Source organism: Bacillus sp. FSL W7-1085 (genome assembly GCF_038595035.1).
Lineage (GTDB): Bacteria > Bacillota > Bacilli > Bacillales > Bacillaceae > Bacillus > Bacillus altitudinis.
The window spans coordinates 3,039,424-3,055,287 of the sequence record NZ_CP152000.1; the positions used below are offsets into that span (position 1 = coordinate 3,039,424).

Here is a 15,864-nt window from a genome sequence, read left to right on the forward strand (position 1 = left end):
CTCCTTTTTTCAGAAAAAAGCCTGACTCTGCGTGTAACAGATGTCAGGCTTTTCACATACGATTATCTTGCAGCAAGAAATGTCTCAGCTTGTGCCTGTTGGACAATACAGCGTCCTCTGCCGTGCGGAATACATAACGGTGTTCCGAATAAAGGATCTGTTGTTACTTGGCAGTTCATATCAAAGACATTTTTCACAAGATCACAGTTAATGACAGTTTCCGGTCTTCCTTCTGCATAAATTGACTTGTCTTTAATGGCCACAAGGTGATGCGCATATCTGCAAGCGAGATTGAGGTCATGCAGAACCATGACAATCGTGCGCTGCTCTTTTTCATTTAAATCAAAAAGAAGATCCAGGATTTCAATTTGGTGCGTCATGTCTAAATACGTTGTTGGCTCATCTAATAGAATAATATCCGTCTCCTGTGCCAATGTCATCGCAATCCATGCACGCTGCCTTTGTCCACCTGATAATGAATCAACCGTTCGATCAGCAAGGTCTTCCATCTTCGTTGACTTCAGTGCACGATTTACCGCTTCTTCATCTTGCTTTGACCATTGCTTCAGCCAATTTTGATAAGGATATCGCCCTTGCTTGACGAGTTGATGTACCGTTAACCCTTCTGGCGCTTCCGGTCCTTGCGGAAGAATGGCGAGCTGTTTCGCCACTTCCTTTGTTGGTAATTTGGCAATGGAATGACCTTCAAGCAGGACAGAACCACCCATTGGCTTCATGAGACGGGCCAAAGAGCGAAGTAGCGTGGATTTACCGCATCCATTGCTGCCAATAAATACTGTGATTTCACCCTTAGGGATCGATACATTTAGTTCGTCTATGATCATTGTTTCTCCGTAGCCTAAGCTTAAACCTTCAGTAGAAATGGCACTCATTCCGCTCAAACGCTCCTTTTCTCATCCAAATTTTTTATATTGAATATCGTCTATGTAGACGTCAAAGATCACTTATCTCAATTTAGTGTATCAGATTTAAGTGATCTTGAAAATCATTTTCAATTAAAAAATGAGAAAGTCTCGTTTACTTTTTCTTTTCGAATGCACGTTTTGTCCCATCTTCGAGCTTGATATCGACTCGTATCCGCTGATAATCATCATCTAAATTAAAAGCAGATAATAATTCATTGACATATGTTTCATTCAGCTTTGCACTAGGAATCGACATATCATTGAGCTTCATCTTCATTTCACGTAAAGCTTCTTCTCCTTCATAGCGGACACCATTCATATGATCTCGAATTAGTGCTTCTTCTCTTCCACCAGCTTGACGATAGGTAGCTTCATATAATTCGCTTTTTTGTCCATATTGTACGTGCAATTGCAAATGCTGAAATGGCAGTTCCTTCATTTGAACAGCTGACAGACTTTCAGCTTCTGCTTCATGCGGATGTTGTATTGGTTCGATTGAACGACAGCCAGACAGCATAAAGAACAGCACTCCTAGCAGTCCCGCCTTCTTCCAGCACATCATGTATTTCCTCCTATTTCATAGCATCGTTTTTTATTCTTCTCCAAGCCCCTTTTCGTTATTCAATAAAACAGCAGACTATGGTAGATTAAAACAAAAAGGAGAACCGGATGATGAATAAAACAGCCATTGTGACTGGTGCCAACAGCGGTTTCGGAAAGCTCATCACACTGCGCCTCGCTCAGCAAGGGTACACTGTGATTGCTGGCGTAAGACAGGAAACCAATGCGAAAAAGCTTGCCGAAGAAGTAAAGAACGCCGCTTTATCCGAATCGATACATATTGAAGCATTAGATGTGACAAATACACAGTCCATTCAAGCATTTCAGAAAAGGCTTAATGCCTATGCTCCCATTCACCTGCTTGTGAACAATGCGGGAACGGCCTATGCTGGTTTTGCTGAAGAGGTGCCTGTTGATCAGTACCGTGAGCAATTTGAAGTGAATGTCTTTGGTGTGATGGAAATGACACAAGCAGTCCTTCCGTTGATGACGAGCGGTGCAAAAATATTCAATATGAGCAGTATCAGCGGACTCATGGGAATGCCCGCACTCTCTCCATATGTATCGTCAAAGTTTGCGCTAGAGGGCTATACAGAGAGTTTGCGAATTGAGCTGGCTGCGTTTGGCATTCAAGCCGTTTTGATTGAGCCGGGTTCTTTCCAAACGAACATTTGGAACACCTCCATGAATGAGCAAATGACACCACCCGCAGCAGGTTCTAAATACACAACTATTTATGAAAACATGATGTCCTATATAGAGGCGCAAAAAAACAACTATGGAGATCCCGGCGAAGTTGCAGAGCTTGTGGTTTCGCTTGCAGAGAAGAAGCGGCTAAAGAAGCTAAGGTATCTTGTCGGGAAAGGTGTTCGGCTTTCATTCATAGCAAAGCAGCTCTTGCCTTGGAATGTATGGGAAAACATTATTTTACGGACACTATCTTCAAAAAAATAGGCACAAAAAAACAGGTGGATCGATTATCCACCTGTTTTCTTTTATTCGTTATCAGACTGCCCAAGGGTAATATCAAGATTTTTATTCTTTCCATCACGGATGACAGTCATTGTTGTTTTATCGCCAATTTTTGTTTCTTTATAAAGGATTTCTTTCAGCTGTGAGCTGTTCGCTACATCTTTTCCTTTGAACTTGATGATGACATCTCCAGACTTCAAGCCTGCTTTTTGTGCAGGAGATCCTTTTGAAACATCTTTTACATAAATGCCTTTACCGATTTGTTTATCAAATAGGCCAAGTGTATTTTCCTGATACGTTTCAGGCACTTGCTCAAGGTCAATCATTTGTACGCCAAGGTAAGGACGTTCGACTTTTCCATTTTTCAACAGCTGATCTACGATCGGTTTTACATCGTTACTTGGGATCGCAAATCCGAGTGATTCTACTCCGCTTTCGCTAATTTTCAAACTGTTGATGCCGATGACTTGACCGTCTGTATTGATCAGCGGACCGCCACTGTTTCCAGGGTTAATGGCTGCATCTGTTTGAAGCACATTCATCTCAACAGTTCCAGATGATGTATTGGCTTCAACGGTACGATCGAGACCACTAATAATCCCTTCTGTTACTGTACCAGAGAACTGCGCACCAAGCGGGTTCCCGATTGCGATGACTTTGTCTCCAGCCCGAAGCTTAGAAGAATCTCCAAAGCTTGCAACTTTATCAATGCCGTCAGCATTTATTTCCACGACAGCTAAATCTGTCATTACGTCACTGCCGACAAGCTTCGCATCTTTTGTTTTTCCATCGTATAGTGTGACCTTTAATTTATTGGCACCCTCGACTACATGGTTATTTGTGATAATGTATGCTTTTTTGCCATCTTTTTTGAAGATGACACCAGAACCCGTTCCAGCTTCTGCTTCAGTTGAATCACCGCTAAGACCGAACGAGTTTTGTGTAGATTGATAGTTTGAAACCCCTACAATCGTCGGCTCTAAATCTTCTACCATATCAGCAACATTCGTCGCATTGGTGATTTGTTTTGTTGAGAAATTTTCAGATGAAGCCGGTTCGCTTGATGCTGTTTGGGTTTGAGTGTTTGCCGCTGTATCTTGTGACTGCGGTAAAAGCGGTGTAATGCCAAGCACAAGACCGCCACCAATAATCCCTCCAAGAATCGGACTCAGCCATGCAGCCTTCCGTTTTTTCTCCTTTTTAGACGAACGGTCATCAATCACTTGAGGAGACCCGTTTGACACCCTCTCCTGAGAGGCAGATGCTTCGTTTTCATGATGGTGAAAAACGAGTTCTTTCTCTTTTTCTGGTTCTTCTATTTGTTTCTCATTCTCTTGATGTGCGTGTTCTTGATCATTCATCTTTTTCTCTTCATCTTCTCTTCGGAAATCCATCGCTTGCACTCCTTTGCATCATTTTCATGAAATGCTTCATTCATATGTCTAGACAGGACTCATGTCCTCTTAATGGCAATATCATTGAAAAATTCTTTATGACAATATGTCAAATTATATAATACTTATTCATAGAAAAAAAGCAAGGTGTGCACATTGGTGAACAGCACCTATTCATTAGCCTTTTGTCTATGCCCTTTTTTCCCTTGAGCTTATCATAAACAAACATTATGGGATAATGATGAGAAGAATATGTGAAATTGTGAAAAAAGCGTGTGATTGTTGACATGCCGCCTTTGTATCCCGTTATAATGACGTTGAGAGGATGTGGAAGACTTTGTCGTACACCATTTATTTAGTTGAAGATGAGCAGAATTTAAATGAACTGTTAACCAAATATTTAGAGAGTGAAAATTGGAATGTGTCCTCTTTTTTAACCGGAGGAGCGGCACGCGAAGCAATGAACAAGCCCCCGCATCTATGGATTTTAGATATTATGCTGCCTGATACAGACGGCTACACACTCATTAAAGAAATCAAAGCAGCCTCGCCTGACGTACCGGTCATTTTTATTTCGGCACGTGATGCAGATATTGATCGTGTGCTTGGCTTAGAACTCGGGAGCAGTGATTATATTGCGAAACCCTTTCTTCCGCGCGAGCTGATCATCCGTGTGCAAAAGCTGCTGGAGCTTGTATATAAAAACAGTGACACACCGCAGCAAAGCGTCACACCCGTTTCTTCCTATATCATTCATGAGGACGTAAGAGAGGTGTATGAAGGAGATCAGCTGATTAACTTAACGTCTAAGGAATTTGATTTGCTGCTCTTATTTACCCATCATCAAGGACATGCCTTTTCCCGGGAAGATATCCTCGTCAAGATCTGGGGGCACGATTACTTCGGGACAGATCGTGTGGTCGATGATCTTGTCAGACGGCTGCGCAAAAAAATGCCTGACTTAAAAGTCGAGACCATTTATGGATTTGGCTATAGGATGCTAAAAGGATGAAGAACAAACCACTCGCTTTTCAAATTTGGGTTGTCATCTCTGGCATTTTACTCACCATCTCGATTGTCCTGATCATTTTATTTTCAAATACATTACGCAGCTTCTTTACGAATGAAATTTATAAAAACATCGAAAACGAGCAGCAAGTGTTAACAGAATACCCTCTGAATCGAGACGGCTCACCAAAGTCGACACCAGAAAACCGCTCGGTTCAGCACATTCTGATTCCGTCAGATGAATTAAATCAAATGGCTCAGTTTTTCCCGCATGCCTTTATTGAAAAAGTGCAGTCCTTTGTTAAAAAACAAAAAAGCGCAACAAAACGCTATTCTGAAGAAGTGAATGGTCAGCATATCTTTTTTGTGATCAAAAAAGTCTCAACAGGCAATACACAATATATTCTCTTGTCATATGCACCCGATTCTTATCGAGATGACTTGTCCTTTACACTGTTTAAACAGCTGATTTTCATCTTAGGAACGGTTATTTTACTAAGCTGGATTCCATCGATTTGGCTCGCCCGCTACTTATCACGTCCAATTGTCGCGTTTGAAAAGCACGTCAAGCGCATTGCACAAGAAGACTGGGACGATCCTGTGATTGTTGACCGGCAAGATGAAATTGGCAAACTGGGGCATACGATTGAAGAAATGAGACAAAAGCTCATTCAAAAGGATGAAACAGAACGAACGCTTTTGCAAAATATATCACACGACTTAAAAACACCTGTGATGGTCATCCGCGGTTATACGCAGTCTATTAAAGATGGAATTTTCCCTAAAGGAGATCTTGAACAAACGGTGGAAGTGATTGAAGGCGAAGCGGAAAAGCTTGAGAAGAAAATCAAAGATTTGCTGTATTTAACAAAGCTTGATTATTTATCAAAACAACATCCGGCGCATTCTCCCTTCCTTGTGAGTAATACAATGCTGGAAGTGGTTGACCGTTTACGCTGGTCGAAAAATGAATTGCAGTGGAACGTGGACTTAGATGATGAGGCTGCACTTGAAGGCGATCCAGAACAATGGAGCAAACTATTTGAAAATGTATTAGAAAATCAACTTCGCTACGCAAAAAATAAAATTGATATTCATATGAAGCAGGAAGAGGAACAAATTCGCATCGTCATTCGTAATGATGGCCCTCCAATTGAAGAACACATGCTATCCAGCCTATACGAACCTTTTAGTAAGGGAAAAAAGGGCGAATTCGGCATTGGATTAAGCATTGTCAAACGAATTCTTTCAATGCATCAAGCGTCCATATCAATTGAAAATGATGAACTAGGTGTACGCTATACGATCACTGTTCCAAAGAAGAGGCTGTAGGTTTTACACCGCAGTCTTTTTTAGATGAATGAATACCCATTGAAATCACGGTATGTGGCTTTGATTTTCTTGCCAGCTTGATACATCCATTTCTTTTCAATGGTTGTCTCTTTCGGCATTTTGACTTTTTCTACTTGAATTCCTTTTGTTTTCAAGCGTCTAATCATATCATCAATTTCTCTCATGGAACATCATCCTTTCACATTTTTTGACCGGTTGGTCACCTTACTTTATAATATAAAGAATTACACTGTAAAAAACAAGTTACAATCTGATTAATTTTTGAAAAGTTTTGTCGTTTATGACCAATAAGTCACATCTCTTTGCGCACGTTTCCTAAGACATTTGTCTCTCGGTAAGAAAGGATGACATTCATATTGAAAAAGAAAGAAAAAATGATTATTGAGGCTGGTATGAAGTTATTTGCCAGCAAAGGCTATAATACAACGTCTGTTCAGGAAATTGCAGATGAATGCCACATGTCAAAGGGTGCGTTTTACCTTTATTTCAAATCGAAGGAAGCACTGCTTATTTCGATCTTGCATTACTATTACGATAAGGTATTTACCCGGATTCACGAGGTTCAAACAGAGGGCGGCACACCAAAAGAGGCCTACCGGAAACAGCTCACTGTCTATTACGATAATATTTTGCAGCAAAAAGATTTTATTAAAATGCAGCTAAGCGACAGGGCGCTCCCATTGAACGAAGAAACGCAGCAGCTCGCAAAGCAAATTCGACTTGCGACGATTCAGTTGCATATTGATAACATTAAGCAAGTGTATGGAGATGCAGCCATTCCTTATATGGCTGATCTATGTTTAACGATTGAGGGCATGAGTCACGTTTACTTTGAGCTTGCCATTTTATATGATTTTCAGCTCGAAGCAGAGGAGCTTGCCGCAACAATGATTCACCGTATCGATGATCTAATGGGCGGTATGATGAAGCGAAATGACCATCCACTCATTTCTGTGGACCAAGCAAGCGACTGGTTCGGCCCGATTTATGAACGATCATTTGACCCGCTCACAGAATCACTATTAAAAGAATTAAGAGAACTGGCAGAAGCACATTATGAAGTAAAAGACGAGCCAGATTTATTTGAAGCGCTTGGCATTTTAGAAAATGAGTTAAACAAACAAAAACCAAGACAAGTCATCGTCAAAGGCATGCTTTACCAATTGAAATTATACACACCACTTCAGCCGGTCTCAGGCTCCTTATTACGCATTCTAAAAGAAGATCATTTATAAAACCCAGGGCTTGGTTGCCCTGGGTTTATGATTGTGACAAACAATCAAACTTCTTTTCTGTGATTTCAGGGAGTTTCCATAAAAAACCAGAGGCACAGAGGCCTCTGGTGTCTTATTTTGCTTTCGGTGTCACCATTTCTTCTGGTTTCACAAACTCTTCAAACTGCTCTTCTGTTAATAGTTCTAATTGAAGGGCAGCTTCTTTTAGTGTTAATCCTTCTTTGTGCGCAAGCTTCGCAATTTTTGCTGCATTTTCATATCCGATGTGCGGGTTGAGTGCCGTCACAAGCATCAATGAATTGTTTAGGTTTTTCTCGATCGTTTCTAGGTTTGGTTCAATTCCAACGGCACACTTGTCATGGAATGAGTTCATACCGTCAGCAAGCAATTCAACCGACTGTAAGAAGTTATAGATGATGACCGGCTTAAATACGTTCAGCTCGAAGTTTCCTTGGCTTGCGGCAAAACCGATTGTTGCATCATTCCCCATGATTTGTGCGGCAATCATTGTTAAAGCTTCACTTTGAGTTGGGTTGACTTTTCCTGGCATAATGGAGCTGCCTGGCTCATTTTCAGGAATGATCAATTCACCAATTCCGCAGCGAGGACCACTTGCAAGCCATCTCACATCATTGGCAATTTTCATTAAGTCAGCTGCAAGAGCTTTAAGCGCACCGTGTGCATATGTGATTTCATCATGACTTGTCAGCGCATGGAATTTGTTTGGTGAAGAATTGAACGTTTGACCTGTTAACTGGCTGATTTCTTCTGCCACGTATTTACCAAACTCAGGATGTGCGTTAATTCCCGTACCAACAGCTGTTCCGCCAATGGCAAGTTCTCTCATTTTTTCAGTAGATTCTAAAATCATTTCTTTTGAACGATCAAGCATGTACACCCAGCCGCTAATCTCTTGGCCCACTGTAAGAGGTGTTGCATCTTGCAAATGCGTACGGCCAATTTTCACGATCTCTTGGTATGCTTTTGCTTTCTCATCAAGCGTCGCTCTTAACTGGTCAATCGCAGGCAATAGCTTTTTGTACACAGCTAAAACAGCTGCCACGTGCATAGCCGTTGGGAATGTATCATTTGAGCTTTGGCTGCGGTTGACATCGTCATTCGGATGAATGCTGAATTCACTATTTTTATCTTTCAAGTAAGCAGTTGCTCTATTTGCAACGACTTCGTTCATGTTCATGTTACTTTGTGTTCCACTTCCTGTTTGCCATACAACAAGCGGGAAATGCTCGTCATACTTTCCACTGATGATGTCATCACATACAGCAGCAATCGCTTCTGCTTTTTCACTTTCTAAGTTGCCTAGACGTTCGTTCGCAATCGCTGTGCTACGTTTCAAAATTGCAAACGCATTCACAACTTCCTTTGGCATTTTCTCAGAACCGATTTTGAAATTTTCTTTGCTTCGTTGTGTTTGTGCACCCCAGAACTTGTCCTGTGGCACCTTGATTTCGCCCATTGTATCTTTTTCGATTCTAAATTCTGTCATTATGTATCCCTCCATAGCTTCATCACTCAACTCTATTCTATACAAAAAACAAAAATCCTTTAAGCGTTTTCAATTAAAATTTTATCTTTATTTTAATTTTAGTTCAATATAAACACGAACATCTTTGGAATATTTGTATTTTGGATTTGTTTTTCCGTAATCTTTTGACGTATAAGTCACCTCATAATGCTTGTCAAACGACTGTAGAATAAGGTCGATCTCCTCTTTTGTTCCTGCTAAACGAATTTGCGCCATCTTCTTTCCTCCAACACCGTGATTCTTTCATATACCACAAAATAATGTAACACAGAATATTGTTTTTTCAAGCAGGTAATGCTAAGAAAAAGAAATTGAGGCGGGTGATCCATTTGAATCAAACTCCATTGAAAGAGCACTTATACGATAATCTCTCTGTCATTCTCCCTCAGTTAAAGGACATGGATGATTTGATCCATGAGAAAAAAACATTGCCTCATGGACAGGTTGTCTACTATTTATACATTAAAGAAATGAACGAAGCGATGCAGATTCAAACCTTCTTAAAGCTACTATTGCAAGATCATGCCTCTCTAACAAAAGAGAAGCTAGAATCCAATTTATCGATGATGACTACCCGTACGGTAAAAACCTCTGAAGAACTAGTAGATGCTATTTTTCAAGGACATTGTGTCGTACTGATTAATGGATTTCAGCACGCTTATATTTTAGAAACACATGGAACGAAGAAACGTAATTTAGGAGATGCTACATCTGAAACCGTCGTAAGAGGACCAAAGATTGGTTTCATTGAAGATATCAACACGAACTTAGCTCTCGTCAGACAGCGTTTGAAAAACCCTGATCTCAAAACAGTAGACATGAAAATCGGCGAAAAGAAATACACCCAAGTATCGATCATGTACATTGACGGTATCGTTGAGCCCTCTGTTTTAAAAGAGGTAAAAAAGCGTCTCAAACAAGTCACCATTGATGATATACAAGACTCTGGCGTCCTTGAAGAGCTCATTGAAGACAATGTGTATTCTCCTTTTCCGCAAATTCAAAACACAGAACGGCCTGATAAAGTGGCATCTGCTTTAAACAATGGGCGCGTCGCCATCTTTGTTGATCATTCGCCTTTTATCTTAATTGTGCCTGCTTCCCTCGCGACGATTATGCAGTCACCTGATGATTATTATGAAAGATGGATCGCCGCCTCTCTTATTCGTTTGCTACGTTTTACGTCCATCTTTCTCACATTGTTTTTATCAGCCATTTATATTGCCCTTGTGTCCTTCCATCAAGGCCTTTTGCCCACAACTTTAGCTATTTCCATCTCAAGCACACGAGAGAATGTCCCCTTTCCTCCTATTGTGGAAGCACTCATCATGGAAATGACCATTGAGCTGCTGCGAGAGGCTGGGTTAAGGCTTCCTAATCCACTTGGACAAACAATCGGACTTGTGGGCGGTGTTGTCATTGGGCAGGCAGCCGTACAAGCCCATATCGTCAGCTCCATTATGGTCATTATTGTCAGCGTCATTGCACTTGCATCCTTTACCTTTCCTCAATATGGAATGGGGATATCATTTCGTGTCCTTCGCTTTGTGTCCATGTTTACTGCAGCTGCATTCGGTTTATATGGACTTGTCCTGTTTATGCTCGTCTTACTCACTCATTTGACAAGACAAAAAAGCTTTGGCACCCCATATTTTTCACCAGATTTTGTGTTCAGTTATAAAAATGAGGACAATTCCATCATCAGATTGCCTTTGAAAAATCAAAAGAAAGGGGAACGACATGGTCAATCATAAAGAGTCGATCACAAGCTATCAGGCAAGTGCCATTATCGCCAATACCACACTAGGCGCAAGTATGATGATTCTGCCAAGATCAATGGCTCAAGCTGCGCCTACACCTGACGGCTGGATTGCACTCTTACTCATGAGTGTGATATACATTGTGTTCATTTTTGTCAATGTGCTCATGATGAAAAAGGTCTCCTTTTCTTCCTACTATGACTATACAAAAGAAGGACTTGGGAAATGGATTGGCTCACTTGCCAACCTGTTGATTATTATTTACTTTCTCGGCGTTGCCAGCTATGAAGTACGAGCCATGTCTGAGATGGTGAAATTCTTTCTACTTCAAAACACACCTGTAGCCGTGACGATGATCAGCTTTATTTTGGTTGGTTTTTACCTTGTGATTGGGGGGATTGGTGATTTTGCCCGGCTGTGCCCTTTTTTTCTGATTGTCACACTCATCATCTTATTTGTAGCCTACGGACTTAGTGTACAAGAGTTTAAGCTCGATAACCTACGGCCAGTTTTAGGAGAGGGCATTTCCCCTGTTTTCAATTCCTTGAATGCTTCGGCCATTTCGTTTGTCGGCATTGAAATGATGCTTTTCATGCCTGCCTATATGAATACGCAAAAACACACTTTTGCATATGGCTCCATCGGCTTTTTGATTCCTGCGATCATCTATATTTTCACCTATATTCTTGTGGTTGGTGCGCTCACGGTGAAAGAAACGGCGACTCTGACGTGGCCGACCATTGCCTTATTTCAATCATTTGATATTCAGGGGATTTTTATTGAACGGATTGAATCCTTTTTGCTGATTGTTTGGCTTGTCCAGCTTTATACGAGCTTTGTAGGATATACGTTTTTTGCTACGATAGGAGTCATCAAATTGACTAAATTCCCTAAAAAAATCGCGCTCGCCTTGATGGGCATTGTGATCTTCTTTGCTGCTCTTTTCCCAAAAGATGTTGATACGGTCCGAGACTATTTAACCTACGTAAACAACTTGTTCTTTCTTCTATTTGGTATACTCCCGTTTCTTTTATTTATCATCGTATTTTTCAAAAGGAGGCGGAAAACAGCATGAAAAAGAAAGCGGTTCTTGCGCTCTTCTCACTGATTCTATTATGCGGGTGCTGGGATAGTACAAATATCGAGGAGCTCAACATGGCAATTGGATTTGCTGTAGATAAAGGAGATGGCGGACATAAATTGAAGCTGTCTATGCAGGTGCTCGTTCCGCAAAAAATTGAGCAAGAATCAAGCGTGAAAGATCCGACGAAGATTATTGAGACAAGCGGTGATTCCATACACCAAATTTTTCGTACGACGGCCCTAAAAACACACCGCATTTTTGCTCAGCAGCTGAGGGTTTATTTGTTTTCTCAAGACCTTATCAATGAAAATAATTTCGATTTGGTCATCAATCAATTCATTCGGGACAATGAAACACGAAGAGGAAGCCTTGTCTTTATGGCCTCTGAGAAGCCTGGAGATATGCTGAAAATCAATGACGACGGCCAGCCTGCCGCTTCCACCTTATACGATATTTCTTCGAATACAAAAACGACCATTCGTATGTTCAAGCCCGTTTCCTTAGGAGATATTTCTTCTGCTATGCAAAACAACGTATCCTTTGCCATTCCGAAAGTCAGTGTCAGTCAGGGCAAATTAATGCTGGATGGTGCCTCGATTATTCAGAACAAACGATTTCTCACCAACATCTCTCCTTTAGCGGTGCAGTCCTACAACCTGCTGACTGGAGATGCAACAGGCGGAGTGATTGAATTCCAATATGAACATAGCATTTATTCTTTTGAGATCTTTAAAATCAAACACAACATTGACACCCATAAAACAGCCAGTGGCAAATATGAATTTGATGTGTCAGTGGAGCTTGATGGAAGATTGTCTGAGGATTGGAATGAACGGGAAAATTCATTTAATGAAAAATACCTCCAAGAAATTGAGAAAGTCGTGGCACATCGACTTGAGGAAAATGTAAAAGATTTTATCGGGGAATTACAGCATGAGATCAAAGCAGATATTTGTGGATTTTATCAAAAAGCGAGTATTGCCTATCCGAAGGAATTCCGAAAAGAAGCAAAACATTGGGATGACATTTTTAGTGAATCCGATATTCGTTACAAGGTAAATGTGAAAATCCGTGACTTCGGGACTAAGGGCGCAACACAATCCTTATAGAGTATGTTAAAATGGTAAGAAAAAAAGGGTGTCAATCATGAAACGAGCTTTACTTTCGGCCGGCATTCTATTTTTGATTCTAGGAATACTTCTGTTAGTCGTGGTATTCATGCAATCAAAAGAAGATTTCTTCATTGAAGCCGACAGCTTTTCAAGCACATTTTTGATCGTGATTTATTATGGACAAACCCCTGCGCTCCTTCTGATTGGAGGCGGTTTATTTGTTGGACTTTCACAGATCATTGATTTGCAAGAGAAAAAAGCGGCAGTGGCAAAGGAAAGCGTCAAACTGCTTTCCGAGATGAAGAAAACCCTAGAAGACAAATCGGCCGAGGAGCAGGAGGCTTTTCCAGTTCCTGAGCTCCATCAACTATCCGAACGTCCAATCACAGGACAGAAGGACTAATTTTGCGCATGTTCCAGCAGCTTTCATTTGAAAGCTGTTTTTTTATTGAATCAGCTTATGGCGATGTGCATACACGGCTGCTTGTGTGCGGTCTTCTACATCAAGCTTGGAAAGAATGTTGGTAATATGCGTCTTGACTGTTTTGATGGTAATAAACAATTCCTCAGCAATGACCTTATTCGATTTCCCATCGGCAATCAGCTTTAATATTTCCATCTCTCTTGCGGTTAAAGAATCGTGCAAAATGGACCCATTTGATGAATGGCGGAGTTTGTTCATGACCTTTCCAGCTACTTTTGATTCAAGTCTTGGTTCGCCGATACTCGCAGACCTGATGGCATCAGCAATTTCTCCTGCTTTCGATGTTTTTAAAAGATAGCTTAATGCACCAGCCTCAATAACTGGATACACTTTATCATCATCAATAAAGCTCGTCAGTACAATAATCCGGGCATCCTCTATTTCCTGACAAATTCTTTTCGTTGCTTCGATGCCATCCATGCCTTCCATGACAAGGTCCATTAAAATCACGTCTGGCTTTAATTCAACCGCTAGTTCTACACCTTTTTGTCCATCTGACGCTTCACCGATGACTTCAATATCCGCCTGTGCCTCTAAAAAAGCAGCAAGACCCATTCTCACCATTTCGTGATCGTCAATTAAAAGCACTCGAATCATCGAACGTTCTCTCCTTTTCCTTCATCAAAAATGGGAACCTTCACATCAATTTGTGTGCCTTTTCCCTCAAATGACATAATCTCTGCGACACCGCCTACTTCACTTGTTCTTTCTCGTATCGATTCAAGTCCGTAGGAAGCAGTCTTCACATGATCTGTTTGAAAACCAATCCCGTTGTCGATAATTTTCAACTGAACTTGACGGTTCCGAATAAGCAGACGTACTGTCACCTTTGTCGCCTTTGCATGCCTAAACACATTGGAAAGGGCTTCTTGCACAATTCGGAACAGATGGTCCTCCACCCCTTTAGACAGCGGAGCATCATCTTCTATTTCCCAATCAATATCAATTGGCTGCTTTGCCTGAAATTCATTGAGTAGCTCAATCAAGCCTTTTTTCAAGTCTTTTCCTTCAAGGGTGATCGGTCTTAAATGCAGAAGGAGTGCACGCATCTCATTTTGTGCATCGCCAGCCATTCGTTCCACAAGACGCATTTGCTTTAAAATCTTTTCATCCTTTTCCTTCATCCCCTCAAGAATCGCAGACGTCATCATCGAAATGGCGAATAGCTGCTGGCTGACTGCATCATGCAGCTCACGCGCTAGACGCTGACGCTCTTCTGAGACAACCGATTTTTTCATTTGAACCTGCCATTCAGCTCGCTCATTTGAGAGCTTTTGTAAGGAGGCTACTTGCCCTTCCACTCGTTTCGCCATTTCATTTAATTGATCTGCCGCCAAACCAATTTCATCATCACCTAGAGAAGGCAGTCTATAGGCAAAATTCCCATTTTCAAACTTCAAAATCGACTCTACAAGCTGATCCAGCCGCTTCTTATGCTGATAGCCAAACACATGCCCCGCTGATACACCAATGGCGAGACTAATAATGAGTAAAATACAAAAAAACGGGATGCCGAACCACCGCGTAGACAGCAAAATCATGGGATCAAGCTGGTAATAAAAAAACATCGGGAGTGTCGTCATGATGACAACACCAAGCGAGATACCGACTGCAAGACGAACAGATTGCCACTGGATGCCTAAATGCAGTTTCCTCATAAGTACCTCACATCCACATCCCCAATCAGGAGAGAAATGGAGATTTTCACTTTTCGCTTGCTCTCATCATAATCATTTGTCATGACATACACTTTACTGCCGAACCCGCTTCTTTTTTCATCAATGATTTTCATATCACCAATTGCAGCCGAAGCACTCACACACACTTCAATATCCTGCGGTACGTAAATATCGACATCTCCGATGAGCCCGCTAATGACGATGGTGCTTTCTTCCTCTGCAATGATGGCCTTTGATAAATCGATTTTGACATCGCCAATAAAACCTGAAATGGTCAAATCGCTTAATTGAAATGGTTTTTTCATCAGCCTGACTTCACCGATGAAGAAATCATGTTCTTTGCGCGGCTTTGTCTGGCTTTTTGTTTTCTTCTGATCGCCCTCTTTTTCAAGATTGACTTTCAGTGAAGGCTTTCCATCGTCTGATGATTCCTTTTTATCGACATCAAAAACAGGTTTGTTTTTCAATAAACGATAGCCCGCATAGATCAAAAAGGCAGCAAATAAATACCCAGTCAAACTAAACGTGATATTTAGTAGAAACTTCAAGAAGAGAAAGCCTGCAAAAATATAGGAAACCGAACCGAGCCAACGTTTAGATCGAGAGTGCAGCCAATAACCAGCTAGAGCAAAAAACACTGGCCAAAATAAGTCTGCCCCAATCCCAATAATTTTGAGAAAAAGATTTATACCAAAAATCACCACAATGATGCCTAAAATTTGATTTCTAGAAAAACGCAGTTGACTCGCC

General features: G+C 41.1%; 17 protein-coding genes. 8 read left to right on the top strand and 9 right to left on the bottom strand.

Features of this window, described 5'->3' with window-relative positions; translation table 11 throughout:
* Positions 1 to 62: 62 nt before the first annotated feature.
* Both MKY11_RS15915 and MKY11_RS15920 read right to left on the bottom strand, forming a co-directional pair.
* Positions 63 to 893 (bottom strand): ABC transporter ATP-binding protein, encoded by an 831-nt coding sequence (locus MKY11_RS15915; RefSeq protein WP_008347057.1) that lies wholly within the window; start codon positions 891 to 893, stop codon positions 63 to 65.
* A gap of 145 nt (positions 894 to 1,038) precedes the next feature.
* Positions 1,039 to 1,485 carry a YusW family protein gene (locus tag MKY11_RS15920; protein WP_171465740.1) on the bottom strand — a complete coding sequence of 149 codons (447 nt, stop codon included), beginning with the start codon at positions 1,483 to 1,485 and terminating at the stop codon, positions 1,039 to 1,041.
* A 113-nt stretch (positions 1,486 to 1,598) separates the two neighbouring features.
* On the opposite strand from MKY11_RS15920, the gene MKY11_RS15925 reads away from it, so the two are divergent.
* Positions 1,599 to 2,441 carry an oxidoreductase gene (locus MKY11_RS15925; protein WP_342501595.1) on the top strand — a complete coding sequence of 281 codons (843 nt, stop codon included), beginning with the start codon at positions 1,599 to 1,601 and terminating at the stop codon, positions 2,439 to 2,441.
* A 41-nt stretch (positions 2,442 to 2,482) separates the two neighbouring features.
* Here the strand turns inward: MKY11_RS15925 and MKY11_RS15930 are convergent, their stop codons facing one another.
* On the bottom strand, positions 2,483 to 3,853 hold the full coding sequence (locus MKY11_RS15930) for a trypsin-like peptidase domain-containing protein (protein ID WP_017359279.1): 1,371 nt from the start codon (positions 3,851 to 3,853) through the stop codon (positions 2,483 to 2,485).
* Between the two features lie 337 nt (positions 3,854 to 4,190).
* Between MKY11_RS15930 and MKY11_RS15935 the strand changes: the two genes are divergently transcribed.
* Both MKY11_RS15935 and MKY11_RS15940 read left to right on the top strand, forming a co-directional pair.
* A complete protein-coding gene (locus tag MKY11_RS15935; protein ID WP_072367965.1) occupies positions 4,191 to 4,865 on the top strand; it encodes a response regulator transcription factor in 675 nt (224 codons plus the stop codon).
* On the top strand, positions 4,862 to 6,193 hold the full coding sequence (locus MKY11_RS15940) for a HAMP domain-containing sensor histidine kinase (protein ID WP_058336905.1): 1,332 nt from the start codon (positions 4,862 to 4,864) through the stop codon (positions 6,191 to 6,193). Before MKY11_RS15935 ends, MKY11_RS15940 begins: the two co-directional genes overlap by 4 nt.
* Before the next feature lie 20 nt (positions 6,194 to 6,213).
* Here MKY11_RS15940 and spxO read toward each other — a convergent pair whose 3' ends face one another.
* Entirely contained in the window at positions 6,214 to 6,378 is a 165-nt protein-coding gene (spxO, locus tag MKY11_RS15945; RefSeq protein WP_096881830.1) for an anti-adapter protein SpxO, read from the bottom strand.
* A gap of 192 nt (positions 6,379 to 6,570) precedes the next feature.
* Here spxO and MKY11_RS15950 point away from each other — a divergent pair, with 192 nt between their 5' ends.
* Positions 6,571 to 7,449, top strand: a complete 879-nt coding sequence (locus MKY11_RS15950) for a TetR/AcrR family transcriptional regulator (protein WP_017359276.1) — start codon at positions 6,571 to 6,573, stop codon at positions 7,447 to 7,449.
* 112 nt (positions 7,450 to 7,561) lie between these two features.
* On the opposite strand, the gene fumC is transcribed toward MKY11_RS15950, so the two are convergent.
* Positions 7,562 to 8,956, bottom strand: coding sequence for a class II fumarate hydratase (gene fumC, locus MKY11_RS15955; protein WP_017359275.1), 1,395 nt, complete (start codon positions 8,954 to 8,956; stop codon positions 7,562 to 7,564).
* A gap of 87 nt (positions 8,957 to 9,043) precedes the next feature.
* Positions 9,044 to 9,211, bottom strand: a complete 168-nt coding sequence (locus tag MKY11_RS15960; protein WP_017359274.1) for a YvzF family protein — start codon at positions 9,209 to 9,211, stop codon at positions 9,044 to 9,046.
* A 113-nt stretch (positions 9,212 to 9,324) separates the two neighbouring features.
* Here MKY11_RS15960 and MKY11_RS15965 point away from each other — a divergent pair, with 113 nt between their 5' ends.
* From MKY11_RS15965 to MKY11_RS15980, 4 genes are read left to right on the top strand one after another with little or no spacing between them, the layout of a single operon-like run.
* A complete protein-coding gene (locus MKY11_RS15965; protein ID WP_008347079.1) occupies positions 9,325 to 10,749 on the top strand; it encodes a spore germination protein in 1,425 nt (474 codons plus the stop codon).
* On the top strand, positions 10,736 to 11,830 hold the full coding sequence (locus MKY11_RS15970; protein WP_008347081.1) for an endospore germination permease: 1,095 nt from the start codon (positions 10,736 to 10,738) through the stop codon (positions 11,828 to 11,830). Before MKY11_RS15965 ends, MKY11_RS15970 begins: the two co-directional genes overlap by 14 nt.
* The gene (locus MKY11_RS15975) at positions 11,827 to 12,948 is read left to right on the top strand and encodes a Ger(x)C family spore germination protein (protein WP_135226260.1); all 1,122 of its coding nucleotides are present in this window, start codon (positions 11,827 to 11,829) and stop codon (positions 12,946 to 12,948) included. The genes MKY11_RS15970 and MKY11_RS15975 overlap by 4 nt, the downstream gene beginning before the upstream one ends.
* Before the next feature lie 37 nt (positions 12,949 to 12,985).
* A complete protein-coding gene (locus MKY11_RS15980; RefSeq protein WP_007500307.1) occupies positions 12,986 to 13,354 on the top strand; it encodes a hypothetical protein in 369 nt (122 codons plus the stop codon).
* Between the two features lie 42 nt (positions 13,355 to 13,396).
* On the opposite strand, the gene MKY11_RS15985 is transcribed toward MKY11_RS15980, so the two are convergent.
* Genes MKY11_RS15985 through liaF form a run of 3 tightly spaced genes read right to left on the bottom strand, consistent with a single transcriptional unit; the run spans position 13,397 to position 15,854 of the window.
* Complete coding sequence (locus MKY11_RS15985) at positions 13,397 to 14,032, bottom strand: response regulator transcription factor (protein ID WP_007500305.1); 636 nt, start codon at positions 14,030 to 14,032, stop codon at positions 13,397 to 13,399.
* Positions 14,029 to 15,093 carry a two-component system sensor histidine kinase LiaS gene (liaS, locus tag MKY11_RS15990; protein ID WP_007500303.1) on the bottom strand — a complete coding sequence of 355 codons (1,065 nt, stop codon included), beginning with the start codon at positions 15,091 to 15,093 and terminating at the stop codon, positions 14,029 to 14,031. The genes MKY11_RS15985 and liaS overlap by 4 nt, the downstream gene beginning before the upstream one ends.
* Positions 15,090 to 15,854, bottom strand: coding sequence for a cell wall-active antibiotics response protein LiaF (gene liaF / locus MKY11_RS15995; protein WP_007500301.1), 765 nt, complete (start codon positions 15,852 to 15,854; stop codon positions 15,090 to 15,092). Before liaF ends, liaS begins: the two co-directional genes overlap by 4 nt.
* Between the last annotated feature and the right edge of the window lie 10 nt (positions 15,855 to 15,864).

Bases quoted from the DNA above. Each gene is read 5' to 3' on its own strand.
- liaS (WP_007500303.1), bottom strand. From the start codon at position 15,093: ATGAGGAAACTGCATTTAGGCATCCAGTGGCAATCTGTTCGTCTTGCA.
- MKY11_RS15915 (WP_008347057.1), bottom strand. From the start codon at position 893: ATGAGTGCCATTTCTACTGAAGGTTTAAGCTTAGGCTACGGAGAAACA.
- MKY11_RS15985 (WP_007500305.1), bottom strand. From the start codon at position 14,032: ATGATTCGAGTGCTTTTAATTGACGATCACGAAATGGTGAGAATGGGT.
- MKY11_RS15940 (WP_058336905.1), top strand. From the start codon at position 4,862: ATGAAGAACAAACCACTCGCTTTTCAAATTTGGGTTGTCATCTCTGGC.
- MKY11_RS15960 (WP_017359274.1), bottom strand. From the start codon at position 9,211: ATGGCGCAAATTCGTTTAGCAGGAACAAAAGAGGAGATCGACCTTATT.
- MKY11_RS15980 (WP_007500307.1), top strand. From the start codon at position 12,986: ATGAAACGAGCTTTACTTTCGGCCGGCATTCTATTTTTGATTCTAGGA.
- MKY11_RS15970 (WP_008347081.1), top strand. From the start codon at position 10,736: ATGGTCAATCATAAAGAGTCGATCACAAGCTATCAGGCAAGTGCCATT.
- MKY11_RS15920 (WP_171465740.1), bottom strand. From the start codon at position 1,485: ATGTGCTGGAAGAAGGCGGGACTGCTAGGAGTGCTGTTCTTTATGCTG.
- spxO (WP_096881830.1), bottom strand. From the start codon at position 6,378: ATGAGAGAAATTGATGATATGATTAGACGCTTGAAAACAAAAGGAATT.
- MKY11_RS15930 (WP_017359279.1), bottom strand. From the start codon at position 3,853: ATGGATTTCCGAAGAGAAGATGAAGAGAAAAAGATGAATGATCAAGAA.
- fumC (WP_017359275.1), bottom strand. From the start codon at position 8,956: ATGACAGAATTTAGAATCGAAAAAGATACAATGGGCGAAATCAAGGTG.
- MKY11_RS15975 (WP_135226260.1), top strand. From the start codon at position 11,827: ATGAAAAAGAAAGCGGTTCTTGCGCTCTTCTCACTGATTCTATTATGC.
- MKY11_RS15925 (WP_342501595.1), top strand. From the start codon at position 1,599: ATGAATAAAACAGCCATTGTGACTGGTGCCAACAGCGGTTTCGGAAAG.